This window comes from Mesoterricola sp. JemC181, from assembly GCF_055384585.1.
On the sequence record NZ_AP045076.1, the window covers coordinates 1,538,465 to 1,555,131 of the forward strand.

The window sequence follows — 16,667 nt, forward strand, 5'->3', positions numbered from 1 at the left end:
TCAAGGGGAAGGGCATGCGGCACTCTTAAAAGTCTAAGCCTAGCAGGATCGGCCCGGGCGGACCGGCAGGGGGATGTTCCCTCTCTGGTGCCGCCATGGACAGTCCGGTGCCTGAAAAAGTTGAAAATTTTTGGAAAAGTCCTAGGGAGGGCCGCCTGTTAAGGTTTTCGGATGAGGATTCTCGTCCTGGGAGATGTGGTGGGTGAGGCCGGCCGGCGGCTGGTGGAGGCGCATCTGCCCGCGCTCCAGCGCGAGCTCGCCCTGGATTTCATCGTGGTCAACGGGGAGAACGCCGCCCACGGGCACGGGATCACCGAGCGCATCGCCCGCCAGTGGTTCGAGGAGCTGGGGGTGAACGTCATCACCACCGGGAACCACGCCTTCGACGTCAAGGACATCGTCCCCTATTTCCAGGTGGAATCGCGGCTCCTGAGGCCCGCCAACTACCCCCCCGGGACCCCGGGCAACGGGTACGTCAAGCTGCACACCCCCGGAGGCCAGGAGATCCTGGTCGTCAACCTCATGGGCCGGGTCCACATGCCCGTGTGCGACGATCCCTTCCGCTGCGCGGACGCCATCCTGGCCCGGGAGCGGGCCGACATCGTCATCGTGGACATGCACGCCGAGGCCACCAGCGAGGCCCAGGCCATGGGCTGGTACCTGGACGGCCGGGTCGCGGCGGTGCTGGGCACCCACACCCACGTGCCCACCCTGGACGCCAAGGTCCTGCCCGGGGGCACCGCCTACGTCACCGACGTGGGCATGACGGGCCCCTACGCGGGCGTCATCGGGATGACGAAGGAGTCCAGCCTCAGCCGTTTCCTCAAGGCCAAGGGGGACAAGTGGGAGGTGGCGGAGGGGGATCCCCAGCTCCACGGTGTGCTGGTCGTCACGGAAGGGCGGAAAGCGCAGTCGATCCAGCGTATCCTCAAGACTCTCCCCTGAGCCCCGTGTCACACCTCCTCTCCCACTACAAGATCCTGGATTTCTCCCGCATCCTGGCGGGACCGTTCGCCACGCAGCTGCTGGCGGACTTCGGCGCCGAGGTCCTGAAGATCGAGCCCCCCTCGGGGGACCCCACCCGGGGCTGGGGCCCGCCCTTCGAGGCGGGCACGGGCGAGAGCGCCTACTTCCGCTGCGCCAACCGCGGCAAGCGGAGCCTGGCCATGGACCTGGAGGACGAGGGCTGCAAGGCCATCCTGGCCGAGCTGATGACCACCGCCGACGTGCTGGTGGAGAACTTCCTCCCGGATTCCGCGGAGGCCCTGGGCCTCACCTGGGAGCAGATCCACGACCGGTATCCCAAGCTCATCGTGGCCTCGGTGCGCGGCTTCGCCTCGGACGTGCCCGCGGCGAGGCGCCCCGGCTACGACTTCGTCCTGCAGGCCGAGAGCGGCCTCATGTCCATCACCGGCGAGGCCCCCGGCGCCCCCATGAAGACCGGCGTGGCCGTGGTGGACGTCATCGCGGGCCTCTACCTCGCCAACGGGATCCAGGCCGCCATGCTCCACCGGGAGCGCACCGGCGAGGCGATCCACGTGGAGGTGCCCCTGATGGAAGCCGCCCTGGCCTCCCTGGTGAACGTGGCCGCCGAGACCCTCATGACCGGGGAGGCCCCCCGGCGCATGGGCAACGGGCACCCCCACATCGTCCCCTACCAGACCTTCGCGTGCAGCGACGGAAACATCGCCCTGGGCTGCGGCAGCGACCGCCAGTTCGAACTTCTGGCCATGTGGGCCGGCATCGACCTGGAGCGGGAGCCCGGGTGGCGCTCCAACCGGGGCCGCGTCACGGACCGCGGGCGGCTCCTGCCGATCCTGGAGGCGCATTTCCGCAGGTCCACGGTGGAGGCCGCCACGACCTTCTGCGACCACCACGCCATCCCGGCCAGCCGGGTGCGCACCGTGGACGACGTCCTCTTCCGCGAGGCCGGGAACCTGCACCACCTCGTCACGACCCTCTACGACGAGGCCGGGGGCCGCATGATCCCCATGCTGGCCTCCCCCGTGCTCTTCAACGACCTGCGGGCCCGGTCCCGGATCCCTCCGCCCCGGCTTCCGGAATGAGGCGCCCCGGATCCCGGGACCTCGTCCCCCTGCGGGCCGCCTCCGGCCTCCCCGCGGATCCCCAGGCCCGCGTCGAGGCCCGCCTGCGCCACGGCTGGCTCCTGGTGGTGGGCCCCGCCCTGGTCAAGCACACACGGCTCCTGCGCGTGAGCCGGGGCACCCTGGTGGTGGGCTGCTGGCAGCCGCAGATCATCCCCAGCCTCCGGAAGTCCGTCGAGGCCGTCTGGCCCCAGGTCCAGGAGCGCCTGCGGCGCATGTGGAAACTCGACATGCGCGCCATGGAGATCGTCCCCTGCGACCCGCCCGAGGCCGATAAACCAGCGCCGGCGCGCCGGGAGCCCGACGCCTTCAAGGCCGTCCTTGAGCTTTTGAGGGCCCGGCACAAAGGGTGATGGACCCGGAGGGCGGGTTCAGGTTAAGATCGATGCTTCGTCGGGGCGTGGCTCAGCCTGGTAGAGCGCTCGGTTCGGGACCGAGAGGTCGGAAGTTCGAATCTTCTCGCCCCGACCACTTAGATCAAAAGGGGAGCAACCATCCGGTTGCTCCCCTTTTCGTCGGGGGAAAGATTCGGACTTCCGATCGGCAATGGCGCGCAGGTAGGGAAAGGCGGTCACGCCCTGCGTGACCGCCGGTCCGGCGAAGCCGGATTCCCGTGCGCAGCCAGTGCCGCGGGGTGAGCGGCAGCGAACCGAAGTTCGAATCTTCTCGCCCCGACCACTTAGATCAAAAGGGGAGCAACCATCCGGTTGCTCCCCTTTTCGTCGGGGGAAAGATTCGGACTTCCGATCGGCAATGGCGCGCAGGTAGGGAAAGGCGGTCACGCCCTGCGTGACCGCCGGTCCGGCGAAGCCGGATTCCCGTGCGCAGCCAGTGCCGCGGGTGAGCGGCAGCGAACCGAAGTTCGAATCTTCTCGCCCCGACCACTTAGATCAAAAGGGGAGCAACCATCCGGTGGCTCCCCTTTTCGTCGGGGGGAAAAATTCGGACTTCCGACATCCCAATAATTATCGGCCAATTGGCGAAACCATCCTCTAAACTCTTGGCCATGGAAACCGTTTTCAAGGTCTGGCTCCTCGACGAGCGTAGCCACGTGAACTGGAAGAAGGGGCTGCCGGAGCCCCACTGCCATCCCCACCACCAGGTCATCCTCATCCTCAGGGGATCCGGCACCCACCTGGTGGACGGGGTGGAAACCCGGATCCTCGGACCCTGGGTGATGCTGGTCGCCAAGGGGAAGAAGCACTTCTACATGCCCGACGCCCAGGACGAAGGCTGGATGATCGACTTCGGCGAGGAGTTCCTGGACCAGGACGCCTCCTGGGTGTTCTCCGACTTCCTCGCCTCGCCCAACCTGCCCCTGCCGGGGGACGCCCTCAGCCGCCAGATCGGGACCCTGGCGCGGCTCATGTGGAACATCTCGAAGTCCGGGACCGCCGAATCGCGGCCCGTGCTGCGCCATCTGATGTCGGCATTCCTGCACCTCCTCCAGCCGCGCATCCACGCGCAGGCCACGCAGACCCAGGCCCACCTCACCGGCGAATTCAAGCTCTTCCACGCGTTCCTGCAGGAACTGGACGGGCACTACCGGACCGGGAAGGAGGTGGGGTTCTACGCCCAGCGCCTGCGCTGCACCCCCAGGCGGCTCAATGCGGCCTGCAGGCTGGTGCTGGGCAAGACGCCGCAGCTCATCGTCATCGAGCGCTGCATGCTGGAGGCCAAGCGCCTTCTGGTCCACTCGGACCTGAGCATCCAGCAGATCGCCGCGGAACTGGGCTGGGAGGACCAGTCCAACTTCACGAAGACCTTCCGCAAGGCCACCGGCGAAACCCCCACCAGCTTCCGGAAGGCGCGCAGCCTGGCCCGGGACGGCAACCCCGGCAAGGACTGACAGGGGTCTTCCCTTTCGCGCGACCGCCCCATGCGGGACGGTCCAGTCCGGAATCTACCAATATTGGGCGTCTGGGTACCAAGAAAAAAAGATCGAATGGATTTACGCTTGCCTAGTCCCGAGAAATTAAGGACCCGTAGGTAGTCAACTCAACCACTCTCACAACTGCTGCCAATAGGCAACTAACCGGAGGCCTGTCTTGAAATCCAAGTCCCTTCTCTTCGCCTTGGCCGGCGCCTGCGCGCTGCCTTTCCAGGCTTCCGCGCAGGCCAGCGAGGTCCAGATCTATGGCACCTTCCTGCCCCTGCTGGACCAGATCAAGACCAGCGGGGCCACCGCGCCCGGCCTTTCCCCCGCCACCGGCGGCGCCACCCAGGTCGCGGCCACGGCCTACACCGGGGACCTGGGCAACGTGCCCGGGCGCAACCGCCTCACCTCGGGCACCTCCAACCTGGGCTTCAGGGGCAGCTACCGCATCGGCGGCGACCTGAAGGTCATCTGGCAGATCGAAAGCGCCGTCAGCCCCGACGGGGATGCCCCCAACAGCCTGACCAGCCGCAACAGCTGCCTGGGCCTGGAGGGCAACTGGGGCCGCGTGTTCTTCGGCAACTGGGACACTCCCTACAAGGCCCCCCTCCTGTTCGTGGGCCCCCTGCGCGGCCTGAACCCCTTCGACAACGCCCTGACGGCGAACCCCGGCTTCAACGTGCCCGGGACCACCACCCAGGGCGGCCGGGTGAACACCGCGGCCGACGCGGCCTTCAACCGCCGCCAGGGCAACAGCGTCCAGTACTGGACCCCTGACATGAACGGGTTCTCCGGGCGGATCGCCTATTCCGTGAACGAGGGCAAGTCGGCGGCCACCGCCACGGCCCCTTCGGTGAGCCCGGACCTGTGGTCGGCCTCGCTGAGCTACAGGAAGGGCGCCTTCAACGTCACCTACGGCTTCGAGGAGCACAAGAACTACTTCGGCCTGGCCCAGATGGGCGGCAGCGCGGGCGCGACGGCCACCAACGCCGGTTCCAAGGACGTGGGCCACGAGCTGGTGGCGGCCTACGCCTTCAGCACGGGCACCAAGGTCTCCGCCATCGTCGAGCGCCTCACCTACGACACGGACGAGACCGTGACCGGCAAGGTGGACCACTACCAGCGCGATGCCTGGTACCTCCTGGTCCAGCAGCGCTGGGGCATGAACCAGGTGTTCGGATCCTACGGCAAGGCCGGGGCGGGCAGCGTCACCGTCCGGGGCGGCGGCCCCGCCACCACCAACGGCCTGGGCGGCACCCAGTGGAGCGTGGGCTACGTCCGCAGCCTCGCCAAGACGGTCGACCTCTATGCCTCCGCCTACGGCATGAACAACGAGCGCTCCGCCAGCTACGCCCTGTTCCCCCCCGTGGGGAAGGTGGCTCCCGGCGCCTCCACCACCGGCTTCGGCGTCGGCATCCTTTACACCTTCTAGTTCGACCCCCCGGAGGAGCGTCCCATGGGCAATCTTGGAATCACGGAAATCCTTCTGATCGGGGGAGGCCTGCTGCTCCTCTTCGGGCCCTCGCGCCTCCCTGAGCTGGGGAAGTCCCTGGGCAAGAGCATCCAGGAATTCAAGAAGGCCGGCCGGGAACTCTCGGCGCCCGCCGGCGGCCTGGACGCGTCCAGGGAGAAGGCCAGGTAGGCAACGCATCGATGGGGCGGCCTTCCGGGGCCGTCCCGTCGCTCCATCCATGAATCCATCCACTCAGGAGGTATGAGACATGAGTCAGGACCACCTCAAGGAAGACAAGGAACCCGATCCCTATACGCAGCAGGTGCTCGAGAGCGGCCTGTCACGGCGCAGTTTCCTGGCCCGCGCTGCGGGCGGTGCGGCCGCGGCCGGCCTTTTCGGGCTGTCGGGCGCCCCGGCCCTGGCGGCCGGGGCCCGGGCGGCCAAGACCCCGAACCCGGGCCCGGACGCGGCCTTCGGCAAGAGCGCCGACGGCGGCGCCACCCTGTCCTTCCTCCCCAAGCCGAGGCCCATCCACGACCGGGAGATCAAGCGGACCCTGACCTTCGATGTGGTTGTGGTCGGCGCCGGCGCCTCCGGGGTTCCGGCGGCGCTCTCCGCCGCCGAGAACGGGGCCAAGGTCGCCGTGATCCAGAAGGCCCCCTTCGCCCTGTCCCAGGGCAATACCGGGGCCGGCGTCGACCTTGCCACGAGCGAGAAGGCCGGCGTTGAGGCCCTGGTGGCGCGGCTCATCGCCGACAGCAACCACCGCTGCAATCCCAAGCTCGTTCGGCAGTGGGCCTACCACTCCGGCGAAGCGGTCAAGTGGGTCGTCGACCGCGCCCGCCAGGGCGGGTCCCCGGTGGTGGACCAGGGAAGCGGCGCCCAGCGCGCAATCCTGAAGGTCAACGGCTACGGCATGGGGTACGTGACGTCCTTCTTCGGACCCAAGCCCTACACCACGGGCGACGGCATGCGCGCCCTCGCGAAGACCGCCGAGAAGGCGGGCGTCCGGTTCTTCTACAACATGCCGGCCGTCCAGCTGGTCCAGAACAAGGCGGGCGAAATCCTGGGCGTGATCGCCAAGGACCCCGACGGGCAGTACGTCAAGTTCCTCGCCACCAAGGGCGTGATCCTGGCCACGGGCGACTACCAGAACAACAAGGCCATGTCCGACTACTTCATCCCGGACGTGAAGCACCTGGGGCGCAAGCAGCTGGACAGGAACGGCGATGGTTTCGTCCTGGCCTACTGGGCGGGCGGGGTCTTCGAGCCCATCGGCCACACCAAGATGCTCCACGACTTCGACGCCGGCCCGGCCTCCATGTGCGACATGCCCTTCCTGGCCGTGGACCGCAAGGGCCGCCGGTTCGTGAACGAGACCGTGGAGATGTCGCTCATGAACAACTACCTGAAGGACCCGGGGAACGCCGGCCACTACTCCCAGATCTTCGACGCGGACTACATGACCCAGGCCGCGAAATGGCCCGGCAAGCTGGTCCCCCCCGAAGGCCTGAAGCACTACATGCCCGATGATCCCGGCGCCAAGAAGGGCGTGTTCGCCTCCCAGGTGAACACCCACGTGGCCGACACGATCGAGGACCTGGCGCGCAAGATCGAGGCGGACCCCGCGACGCTGGCGGCCACCGTCAAGCGCTACAACGAGCTGGTCGCCTCGGGCAAGGACAGCGATTTCGGCAAGCCCTCCGACCGCCTCGTCCCCGTTCTCAAGGCTCCCTTCTACGGCATCCACCGCCGTGTCCGCCTCTCGGCCATCTGCTCCGGCATGCTGGTGGACGAGAACCACCAGGCCCTGGACGCCGACGGCAGGCCCATCAAGGGCCTGTTCCTGGTGGGCAACCTCGGTGGCGGGTTCTACGGGGGCGTGGATTATCCGCTCACCGTCTTCGGACTGTCGCTGGGCCGTTGCTACACCTTCGGGTACCTCACCGGAAGGCACGTCGCGAAGCTCTAGGCCCCCCCGCCAACCACCCATCCGATCGGAGAAGATATGAACCGCATCACTGCTAGACAATGGGCTGCGGCGCCCCTCGCGGCGCTCCTGGTGCTGATGGGCGCGGCCAGTGCCGCCGCCGCGGCGCCCCAGGGAAAGGCGGACCGCATGTCCAAACATGCCGACAAGGGGATCACCTGCGCCCAGTGCCACGGCAAGACCGGCAAGAAGGCCGTGGTTCCCAAGAAGCAGTGCCTCACCTGCCATGGGGAGACCAAGGACCTTGCGGCCCGCACGGCCGACGTCAAGCCGAACAACCCCCACGAGAACCGGCACCTGGGCACCGAGGCCGACTGCAACCGCTGCCACCACGAGCACGCGGCCTCGGAAAACCTCTGCCTTCCCTGCCACGCCTTCAACTTCCAGGTGCCCTGACCCGCACCCTTCGCCGCGGCCGCCCGCAAACCTCCGGGCGGCCGCGGTCCCACCTTCCATTCCTTCAACAGATCCGCGCCCTGGGCTCGGACCCCGGAGACCATCATGGGTAACCTCGGAATCACTGAAATCCTCCTGATCGGAGTCGCGGTGCTGATCTTCTTCGGGCCCTCCAAGCTGCCGGAGCTCGGCAAGTCCCTGGGCCGCGGCATCCAGGAGTTCAAGAAGGCCAGCCGCGAGCTGACCGCCCCCGCCGGCGACGGAAAGTAGGGCCTGGATGACCGCCGCCGCCGATCCGGCGGCTGCTTTTGGGGATTTTGCCCCGAAAAATATAGCAAATTGTGCTAAAAAATGTCCGTCCCGCGGAAAGGGGGGCAACCATCCGGTTGCTCCCTTTTTGGCCGGATCCCGTGCCAGGGGATGCTTGAAATCCGGCGAAGCGGCATGGACCGGAACCTTGTCCGGCCTGACAATGGCTCATGGATACCCGGCCCGGCCTTCCTGAAACCCCTGGCAACGCCGTTCCCGGCGCGCTGGAGGCGCTGCTGGATTCCCTCGATTCCTGGTCCGCCCTGGTGGATCCCGCCGGGGTGATCACCGTCGTCAACCGCTCCTGGACCGCCTACGAGGGGGCCAACCCCTTCGTGGCCGGCCTGGGCCCGGGGAACGACTACGGCGCGGCGGTGCAGAAGGTGACGGGGTCGGCCGACGGCAACCTCTCCATCGTGGCCCTGGGCCTCCTGGCCGTGCTCAAGGGCAAGGTGCCCCGCCTGCGCCTGGAATTTCCCCTCAAGGGGGACGCCACCCAGTGGTTCGGGGTCCTTGCGGTGCGCTCGGGGGGCATGGTGGCCTTCCACCACACCGACCTCACCGAACGCATGGTGGTCATGCAGCGCCTGCGCAGGGCCGAGACCCTGTTCAAGGCGACCACCGAGCACGCCCTGGACCTCATCTCGGTGCTGGACACCGACGGGAAGGTGGTCTTCACGAGCCATTCCCACCCGAAGGTCCTGGGCTACTCGGAGCCCGAGTGGAAGGCGCTGCGGCTGGAGGAGCTCATCCACCCCGGGGACGCCGCCGGCTACCTCAAGCACATCCGGGACGCCTTCAAGTCGGGGCTCAGTCCCTTTTTCGAATACCGCATCCTCCACCGGAACGGCACCTGGAGCATCTTCGAGGGCCGGGCGGCGGTGGTGGAGACGGCCTCGGCCAGCAGCGAGACGGTGCTGCTCATCTCCCGCGACGTCACCAGCCGCAAGCAGGCCGAGCTGGAGCGGGCCTCCATGGAGGTCCAGCTTCGCCAGGCCCAGAAGCTGGAGGCCGTGGGCCAGCTGGCGGCGGGCATCGCCCACGAGATCAACACCCCCACCCAGTACATCAGCGACAACGTCCGGTTCCTGGAGGAGGCCTTCAACAGCCTCGCCGAGATCCTCAGGGAGCAGGGGGGACTCCTGGACGCGGCGGCCAAGGACGCGGCCCTGGCTGCCCGGGCCGCGGGCATCCGCGAACTGATCCAGCGGGAGGACCTGGACTACCTCCTGGGCGAGGTCCCCCGGGCCATCCAGCAGTCCCTGGAGGGCCTCACGCGGGTGTCGAGCATCGTCAAGGCCATGAAGATCTTCAGCCACCCGGGCGTGGCGGGGCGGGTGGCGGTGGACTTCAACCAGTGCGTCGAGACCACCTGCATCGTGGCCCGCAACGAGTGGAAGTACGTCGCCGTCCTGGAGACCGACCTCGCCCCGGACCTGCCGAAGATCACCTGCTACCCCGGCGAGGTGAACCAGATGATCCTGAACCTGATCATCAACGCGGCCCACGCCATCGAGGCGGCCCTGGGCGGCTCGGGAGGCAAGGGCGCGATCCGGGTGCGCACGTTCCAGGAAGGCGACTGGGCGGTGCTCCAGGTGGAGGACACCGGCACGGGCATCCCGAAGCTGATCCGGGACCAGGTGTTCCTCCCCTTCTTCACCACCAAGGCCGTGGGCAAGGGCACCGGCCAGGGGCTGGCCATCGTCCACTCCGTCGCGGCCAAGCACGGAGGGACGGTGGGCTTCGAGTCCGAGGAAGGGAAGGGCACCACCTTCACGGTGCGCCTGCCCCTTTCAGCCAAGGACTAGGAAGGGCTCCTTCAGGCCCACGAGCCGGGCGAAGTTCTTCAGGCGCTCCAGGTGGCTCTCCCCGACGCGGGTGAGGGGGGGATAGACCAGGATCCCCTCCCTCGTCTCGACGCCTTCCACGAGGACCTGTCCGGGCTGGACGGTGTCGTGGGTGGCGAGGTGGGGCAGGTCCTTGTCCTCGGCCAGCGCCTCGTCGGGCATCTCCAGGGTCCGGGCCAGGGCCTGGAGGACTTTCGGGTCGTAGAAGAGGGAGGTCTGGCTCATCTCGGCCAGCGCGGACTGAGCGTTGCCCCGCTTCTCCTCCAGGTCGAGGAAGTCCGAGGCGACCTTCAGGATGCGGCCGCCCAGGGGGATCTCGTCCTCCCGGACGTGGATGAGGGGGAACCCGGAGCCGTTGTAGTTCTTGTTCATGAAGAGGATGGCCTGGGCGACCTCCTCCATGCGCGGGATGTGGCGGATGAGGCCCGAGCTGATCTCCGGGAGGCGGGTGACGGTCTCGCGCTCGTGGGTGGTGATCAGGCCGCCGGAGCGCACCTTGGCCATGACGGAGGGGGGGACGGTGAGCGCGCCGATCTGGCTGAGCATGGACGCGACCGTCACCACCCAGGTGGACTCCAGCTCCAGGACCTTGGCGATCCTCTGGGCCAGGGGGGCCAGGTGCTGGGACCGCGCGAAGGCCACGGGGTCGGCGATCGAGAGCAGGTCCACCAGGAGGGCGAGGCTGCCCTTGAGGGTGCCCTCCACCAGCTCCCGCTCGGCGGTCACCAGCTGGTACTGCTTGAGTCCGGCCTCCAGCGAGAGGGCCAGGGTGTCCGGGTCGCAGGGCTTGGTGAGGAAGCGGAAGATGTTCCCCTGGTTGACGGCCTCGATGGCCGTGTTCTGGTCGGCGTTGCCGGTGAGCATGATGCGCACGGAATCCGGGGACAGCTCCTTGGCCCGGGAGAGGAACTGGATGCCGTCCATGCCGGGCATGCGCATGTCGGAGAGGATCACCCCGTAGGGGTCGTTGTCGCGCATGCAGGCCAGGGCCTCGTCGCCGCCCTGGGCGGTGTCGAACTGGAAGCGCTTGCGCAGCGTCCGGGTGTAGGCGGCCAGGATGTTGGGGTCGTCATCGACCAGGAGGACCTTGGGGCTCATGGGGTGTCCTTTTCTGCGGGTTCGAGGGTGAGCCAGGCGGGGACGCGGTCCTGGAGGCCTGCTCCGGCGAGGAACTCGCCGTCCTGGAGGCCCGCCGCCACGTGCACCGCCGCCATGGCCAGGGGATCGGCGAGCCGGGCCCTGGACGGGGAGCGCAGGTTGCCGACGAGGTCCAGCAGGGGGGCCGGAAGGCCCATGAGGGTCAGGTAGAGCCTGGAGACCTCGGGGGCTTCGGCGCCGAAGACCCGGCGTTCGTCCCGGTCCTCCGTCCCGGGCCGGGCCAGGGCCAGGATCATGGGGCCCGCGGCCGAAAGGAGGCCCCCGGCGTAGGCGAGATCCTGGACCGGCTCCGGGGCCCCCTCCGCCCGCGCGATGGCGAGGGCGAGCCGGGCGATGCGGAGGTGGGCCTCGCGCAGGGGCCTGAGCCGGGCCTCAGCCTCGGGGGCCGCGGGACCCATTACGAGATCCGCCAGCTCCTCCCGGCCCAGGAGCTGCACGGCCTCCCAGGGGTCCACCGTGGGCCTGGGCGGTCCGTAGAAGGCCGAATTGACCAGCTTCAGGGCCTTGGCGGCCAGTCCGGGATCCCGGCAGACCAGGCCCCTCAGGGCCACAGGCTGGGCGGCGGGATCGTCCAGGAACGCGCGGACCCGGTGGGAGGTCACGGGGCTTCCCGGCAGCTGGCCCATGCCGGCCACCACCGGAAGCAGGTCCATCTCGCCCTGTCCGAGGTCCTTGACCTCGGACACCTGGACGAGGGCCGCCAGCAGGAGGCCCGGCTCGCTGGGCTTGGTGAGGAAGCGGTGGGCGTACCGCGCCGCGCCGTGGAGCATGGCGGTGTCCTGGTGCCCCGAGAGCACGATGCGGACCATCTCCGGCCGGTGCTCCAGGCTCCATTCCATGAGCTGCACGCCGCTGTAGCCCGGCATGTTGAGGTCCGTGACCAGCACGTCGAAGGGCTGGACCTCCAGGAGCTCCCGGGCCTTGCGGCCGGACTCCGCGACGACGACCTCCCAGAGGTTGCGCATGCGGCGCAGCATGCGCTCGAGGCCCAGCAGGATCAGCTGCTGGTCGTCCACCAGCAGGATGCGAAGCCTAGCCAAGGCGCCCCCCTTCCCGGTCCCGGGTGACGGGTACCCGCAGGATGAACACGGACCCCGACCCGGTCTCCGTCTCGAAGGCCACGGTGCCCTTGTGGCGCTCCACGATCACGGTGTGGACGATGGCCAGGCCCTGGCCGGTGCCCCTCCCGACCTCCTTGGTGGTGAAGAAGGGATCGAAGATCCTCGGCCTCACGTGTTCGGGGATGCCCGTGCCGGTGTCCCGCACCCGGATCTCGGCCATGCCCGCGTCCAGGGCGGTGGAGACGGTGATGGTCCCCTTGGTCTCGGGATCGGCGCTCTGCGCGTCGCTGATGGCGTGGGCCGCGTTGACCACGAGGTTGAGGACGGCCTGGTTGATCTCGTTGGGATAGCAGAGCACCGGCGGGAGGTTGGGATCCAGCTCCAGGACGAGGTTGGCCACGTACTTCCATTCGTTGCGGGAGACGGTGATGGTGCTCTCGATGGAGCGGTTGAGGTCCACATCCACCGGTTCCTCGCTGCCGGGGTGGGAGAAGTCCTTCATGGCCTTGACGATCCGGGTGACCCGGGCGATGCCTTCCGCGGACTGTTCGATGGCCCTGGGGATCTCCTCCTTGAGGTAGGGCAGGTCCACCTCCTCCAGGATCCGAGCCAGGGGACCCGCAGGCTCCGGGAGGGCCTCCTCCAGCCCTTCCACCACCCTGAGCAGGTCCTGGAAGGCCTCGGCGAGGAACTTGGTGTTGTCGCCGATGTACTGGGTGGGCGTGTTGATCTCGTGGGCGATGCCCGCCGCCAGCTGGCCGATGGCCTCCAGCTTCTGCGCGTGGCGCAGCTGGACTTCCAGGGAGAGGCGCGCCTGTTCGATCTTTCGGTTCTCGGTGGTGTCCTCCATCAGCCACACCGACCCTTCGTGGGGTATGGCGGGGTTCAGGGGCCTCCCGATCATCCGGCACCAGAACAGGGAGCCGTCGCCCCGCAGGAGCTGCCAGGTGACGTCGGCGCGCTCCCCGCGCTGCATGGCGTCGTAGGTGGAGCGGGCCATCTCGTCGTAGGAGGCGCCGTCGGGGTAGAGGATCCGGGTGGGGGCGCCCAGGAGCTGGGCCAGGGGCCGCCCCAGGATCTCCGCCAGCCGGGAGTTGACCCATTCGAAGACGCGGTCGCGCACGAAGGCGATGCCCAGGGTGGAGTTCTCGAGGATGAGGTTCTTGATGGCGTGGGCCTTCAGCAGCTCCGTGTCCGCCTTCACCCGTGCCGTGATGTCCCGGGAGACGATGATGGCCAGGTCCCCGGAGGCGGTCCTGCCGCGCACGATCGCCGCCCGGCCCTCGAAATGGCGCCACGTTCCGTCCTTGTGGAGCAGGCGGAACTCGGTGGTGTCCTCGCGCCCGCCCTGGAACAGCGCGGCCAGCTCGGCCTGGAGCCGGTCCCGGTCCTCGGGATGGAACAGGAACATGGGGGGGAACTCGTTGAGTTCCTCCATGGTGAAGCCCAGGGTCCGGGCATGGGCGAAGTTCTGGAAGAGCCGCCGGCCACTCTGGTCCAGCAGGGCCACCAGGTCGCCGGCGTTCTCGGAGATCACCCGGAACATCTCCTCGTTCTCGCGCAGGCGCTGCTCCGATTCCCGCTTGCGCGCGTTGCGTTCGAAGGCGCTGAGGAGGCAGTGGGCCAAGCGCCCGGGTGAGAGGTCCGGCGGAGCCAGGAAGTCCTCGGCACCCCTCCGGATGGCGAGGCGGGCCATCGTGTCGGCGCCGTCCTTCGCCACGAGGACGATGGCGAGGTCCCCGCCGTCCCGCCAGATCATGTCCAGGGCGGGAAGGCCCGGACCGCCACCCAGGCCTGCGCCCAGGACCACCAGGTCGATGCCGCCGCCCCGGAGCCTCCGCAGGCCCTCCCCGAGGGTCGCGGCGCTGGAGGCGGCCGTCCCCGGCAGCCCCGCCGCGGCGAGGTCGGCCAGGGTGCCCGAAAACAGAGGGTCGTCCTCGATGATCAGGAGGGTTCGGGGCTGGGGCGCTTCCAGGGGGGTTTCGGGCATCTTGGGCGGGACCTGCTAGATGGTATCGTCCACTTCCGCCCGGGAATGAAATTCAGGGCCAAGGAAATCCGCACGATAAGGTAGAGAGGATCGCGAAGCAGCCATGGCCGTCAGGACCCGGATACTGTTTGTTGATGATGAACCGCTCGTATTGCAGGGGCTCCAGCGGCTCCTGCGGAACATGCGGGCCGAGTGGGACATGGTCTTCGTCACCAGCGGCGCCGAGGGCCTGGAGGAACTGGCCCGGTCCCCCTTCGACGTGGTGGTCGCGGACATGCGCATGCCGGGCATGAATGGAGCCGAATTCCTCAACCGCGTCATGCGGCTCCATCCGGGCACGATCCGGCTGTTGCTCTCGGGCCAGGCGGATTCCGACCTGATCCTCCAGGTGGAAGGCGCGGCCCACCAGTTCATCTCCAAGCCCTGCGACCCCGGCATCCTGCGCACCGTGATCCAGGCCGCCAGCGAGATCGGAGGCCGCCTGCGCAGCGAGGAGATCCGCCGGGTCCTCGGCGGGATCGCCCACCTCCCGGTCCTGCCTGCCGCCTACCAGGAGATCCTGGCCCTCCTGGCCATCGAGGCCACGACCGTGGAGGACCTGGGCAGGGTGGTGCAGAAGGACCCGGGGATGACCGGCAACATCCTCAAGCTGGTCAATTCCGCCTATTTCGGCCTGCGCCAGCGGGTCTCGGACCCGGCCGAGGCGGTGTCCTTCCTGGGGGTCGACACCCTCAAGTCGCTGGCCCTGGTCCACGGAATCTTCAGTCAGGTGCGCGCGCTGCCGCAGGCCTTCAACGGCGCCCACCTCTGGCAGCACAGCCTCCAGCTGGCCGCGGCCTCCCGGGAGATCGCCAGGCTGGAGGGCCTGGGCCGTGAACTGGAGGCGGACTGCTTCACGGGGGGCCTCCTCCACGACGTCGGCCTGCTCCTGCTGGCTTCGGGGTTCCCCTCCGAGTACCACCGGATCGCCGGGCTCCTCGCCACGAGCTCCATGGAGATCCTCGATGCGGAAATGGAGGTGCTGGGAGTCCACCACGGCGAAGCGGGGGCGCACCTCCTGGGTCTATGGGGTCTGCCCGGAGCCGTCGTGGAGGCCGTGGCCCACCATCACTGCCCGCGCCCGTCCATCGGGATGACGCCCGAACGCGTCGTCCACGCGGCCGAGACGCTCTCCACGGCCGTCGGCGACTGCAAGGTGTTCGGCGTCCAGAGGGTCTGGGACCCGGGAACCCTCGAGGATGCCGTGGGACCCAGGTACGAGGCCTGGAAGCTCATCCTGGACCGGCTGGGCGAGGAATAGGGAGCACGATGTTGAAGCGGCTGCCGCCGCCGGGATTGTCGTCCACCCAGATGCGGCCCCCGTGGGAGTCGACCGCCGCCTTGCAGAAGGCCAGGCCCAGGCCGCGGTTGTGGCGGTTGTGGGCGTGGGAGGCGGAGGTCTCCAGCTGGACGTAGAGGTCGAACATCCCCTCGCGCATCGCCTCGGGAACCCCGGGGCCCTGGTCGGACACGTACAGGTGGAGCCCGTCGCCCTCGTGGCGCCCGGCGCCCAGGAGGAGGGTTCCGCCGTCGGGGGAGTAGCGCAGGCAGTTGTCCAGGAGGTTGCCCAGCACCCGGTCCATGAGGACCGGGTCCATGGGGTGGTGGAGATCCGTGTCCTCCACCTCGACCACGCCGTGGATCTTCCGCACCTTCAGCCAGAGGTCGTGGCGGGCCAGGATCCCCTCCAGGAAGGGCCGGAGCGGCACCTCGGCGAGGGAGGGCCGGATCCCGGTGTGCTCGGCCTTGATGTGGTCCATCCAGGAGGTGACCAGCCGCAGGAGGTGCTCGGCGCCCGTGAGGACCCGGGTCCAGGCCGCGGCGGGCCGGGTCTCCTGGGTGACCATCATCTCCGCCTGCAGGAGGATTCCGGCGATGGGGTTCTTGAGGTCGTGGAGGAGGAAGGCCTGGAGCCTCTCCCGCTCCTCGCGGGTCCGGAGGATGATCTCGTTCTGCGCCCCGATGGTGGCCACGCTGGTGCGCAGGTCCGTCATCAGCCCCCGGATGCGGATGAGGGACTTCACGCGCAGCTGCAGTTCCTCCGTGCGAACGGGCTTGGTGAGGAAGTCGTCGGCGCCGCAGTCCAGGGCCTCGGCATAGAGCTTCTCGTCGTAGGAGCCCGTGAGGACCAGGACGGGGATCTCGCCCCATCCCGGCAGGAGCCGCAGGGCCCGGCAGGTCTCGATGCCGCTCATGCCCGGCATGACGAGGTCCAGGATGACCAGATCGACCGTGCCGCCCTGCGCGAAGGCCAGCGCGGCGGCACCGTCCCCGACGCAGTGGACGATGTAGCCGCCGCGGCCCAGCTGGCGCTTGAGGGCGGCGCTGACGGCCCGGTCATCGTCCACCACGAGGATGGTTTCCCGCGAACCCCATTCCGGCGGCATGGTATTCTCCGAAGCGTCCCACATCATGTCATGAACGGCCATGAAGGGCGCGCCCA

General features: G+C 68.5%; 15 protein-coding genes and 1 tRNA gene. 12 read left to right on the plus strand and 4 right to left on the minus strand.

All coding sequences use genetic code 11. From position 1 onward, the window contains the following. Window positions 1–171 precede the first annotated feature (171 nt). The 11 genes from ACZ5MC_RS06770 (at window position 172) to ACZ5MC_RS06820 (ending at window position 9,937) form a co-directional block, all read left to right on the plus strand. Entirely contained in the window at window positions 172–945 is a 774-nt protein-coding gene (locus ACZ5MC_RS06770) for a TIGR00282 family metallophosphoesterase (RefSeq protein WP_306599561.1), read from the plus strand. A 5-nt stretch (window positions 946–950) separates the two neighbouring features. Next, window positions 951–2,066 (plus strand): CaiB/BaiF CoA transferase family protein, encoded by a 1,116-nt coding sequence (locus ACZ5MC_RS06775; protein ID WP_306599562.1) that lies wholly within the window; start codon window positions 951–953, stop codon window positions 2,064–2,066. Beyond that, window positions 2,063–2,458 (plus strand): DciA family protein, encoded by a 396-nt coding sequence (locus ACZ5MC_RS06780; protein ID WP_306599563.1) that lies wholly within the window; start codon window positions 2,063–2,065, stop codon window positions 2,456–2,458. Before ACZ5MC_RS06775 ends, ACZ5MC_RS06780 begins: the two co-directional genes overlap by 4 nt. 41 nt (window positions 2,459–2,499) lie before the next feature. Then, window positions 2,500–2,576 (plus strand) — tRNA-Pro (locus ACZ5MC_RS06785). A gap of 535 nt (window positions 2,577–3,111) precedes the next feature. Next, window positions 3,112–3,954 (plus strand): helix-turn-helix transcriptional regulator, encoded by an 843-nt coding sequence (locus tag ACZ5MC_RS06790; RefSeq protein ID WP_306599564.1) that lies wholly within the window; start codon window positions 3,112–3,114, stop codon window positions 3,952–3,954. Window positions 3,955–4,153: 199 nt separating this feature from the next. Next, window positions 4,154–5,413, plus strand: coding sequence for a porin (locus tag ACZ5MC_RS06795; RefSeq protein ID WP_464517364.1), 1,260 nt, complete (start codon window positions 4,154–4,156; stop codon window positions 5,411–5,413). 24 nt (window positions 5,414–5,437) lie between these two features. Then, complete coding sequence (tatA, locus tag ACZ5MC_RS06800; RefSeq protein ID WP_306599566.1) at window positions 5,438–5,623, plus strand: twin-arginine translocase TatA/TatE family subunit; 186 nt, start codon at window positions 5,438–5,440, stop codon at window positions 5,621–5,623. A 79-nt stretch (window positions 5,624–5,702) separates the two neighbouring features. Next, window positions 5,703–7,406 carry an FAD-dependent oxidoreductase gene (locus tag ACZ5MC_RS06805; RefSeq protein WP_306599567.1) on the plus strand — a complete coding sequence of 568 codons (1,704 nt, stop codon included), beginning with the start codon at window positions 5,703–5,705 and terminating at the stop codon, window positions 7,404–7,406. Between the two features lie 36 nt (window positions 7,407–7,442). Then, the gene (locus ACZ5MC_RS06810) at window positions 7,443–7,820 is read left to right on the plus strand and encodes a cytochrome c3 family protein (protein ID WP_306599568.1); all 378 of its coding nucleotides are present in this window, start codon (window positions 7,443–7,445) and stop codon (window positions 7,818–7,820) included. Between the two features lie 105 nt (window positions 7,821–7,925). Beyond that, window positions 7,926–8,090: a twin-arginine translocase TatA/TatE family subunit gene (gene tatA / locus ACZ5MC_RS06815; RefSeq protein ID WP_306599569.1), complete on the plus strand. Its 165-nt coding sequence runs from the start codon at window positions 7,926–7,928 to the stop codon at window positions 8,088–8,090. Window positions 8,091–8,299: 209 nt separating this feature from the next. Next, window positions 8,300–9,937 (plus strand): PAS domain-containing sensor histidine kinase, encoded by a 1,638-nt coding sequence (locus tag ACZ5MC_RS06820; protein WP_306599570.1) that lies wholly within the window; start codon window positions 8,300–8,302, stop codon window positions 9,935–9,937. Here the strand turns inward: ACZ5MC_RS06820 and ACZ5MC_RS06825 are convergent. The 3 genes from ACZ5MC_RS06825 to ACZ5MC_RS06835 are packed head-to-tail and all read right to left on the minus strand — an operon-like array spanning window position 9,923 to window position 14,185. Continuing rightward, window positions 9,923–11,074, minus strand: a complete 1,152-nt coding sequence (locus tag ACZ5MC_RS06825) for an HD domain-containing phosphohydrolase (RefSeq protein ID WP_464517365.1) — start codon at window positions 11,072–11,074, stop codon at window positions 9,923–9,925. The two genes, ACZ5MC_RS06820 and ACZ5MC_RS06825, sit on opposite strands and share 15 nt — an antisense overlap. Beyond that, window positions 11,071–12,174 carry a response regulator gene (locus ACZ5MC_RS06830; RefSeq protein WP_464517366.1) on the minus strand — a complete coding sequence of 368 codons (1,104 nt, stop codon included), beginning with the start codon at window positions 12,172–12,174 and terminating at the stop codon, window positions 11,071–11,073. Before ACZ5MC_RS06830 ends, ACZ5MC_RS06825 begins: the two co-directional genes overlap by 4 nt. Beyond that, a complete protein-coding gene (locus ACZ5MC_RS06835; protein WP_464517367.1) occupies window positions 12,167–14,185 on the minus strand; it encodes a PAS domain S-box protein in 2,019 nt (672 codons plus the stop codon). Before ACZ5MC_RS06835 ends, ACZ5MC_RS06830 begins: the two co-directional genes overlap by 8 nt. Before the next feature lie 103 nt (window positions 14,186–14,288). Between ACZ5MC_RS06835 and ACZ5MC_RS06840 the strand changes: the two genes are divergently transcribed. Next, window positions 14,289–15,485: an HDOD domain-containing protein gene (locus ACZ5MC_RS06840; protein WP_464517368.1), complete on the plus strand. Its 1,197-nt coding sequence runs from the start codon at window positions 14,289–14,291 to the stop codon at window positions 15,483–15,485. On the opposite strand, the gene ACZ5MC_RS06845 is transcribed toward ACZ5MC_RS06840, so the two are convergent. Then, entirely contained in the window at window positions 15,457–16,611 is a 1,155-nt protein-coding gene (locus ACZ5MC_RS06845; RefSeq protein ID WP_464517369.1) for a hybrid sensor histidine kinase/response regulator, read from the minus strand. The two genes, ACZ5MC_RS06840 and ACZ5MC_RS06845, sit on opposite strands and share 29 nt — an antisense overlap. Window positions 16,612–16,667: the final 56 nt, after the last annotated feature.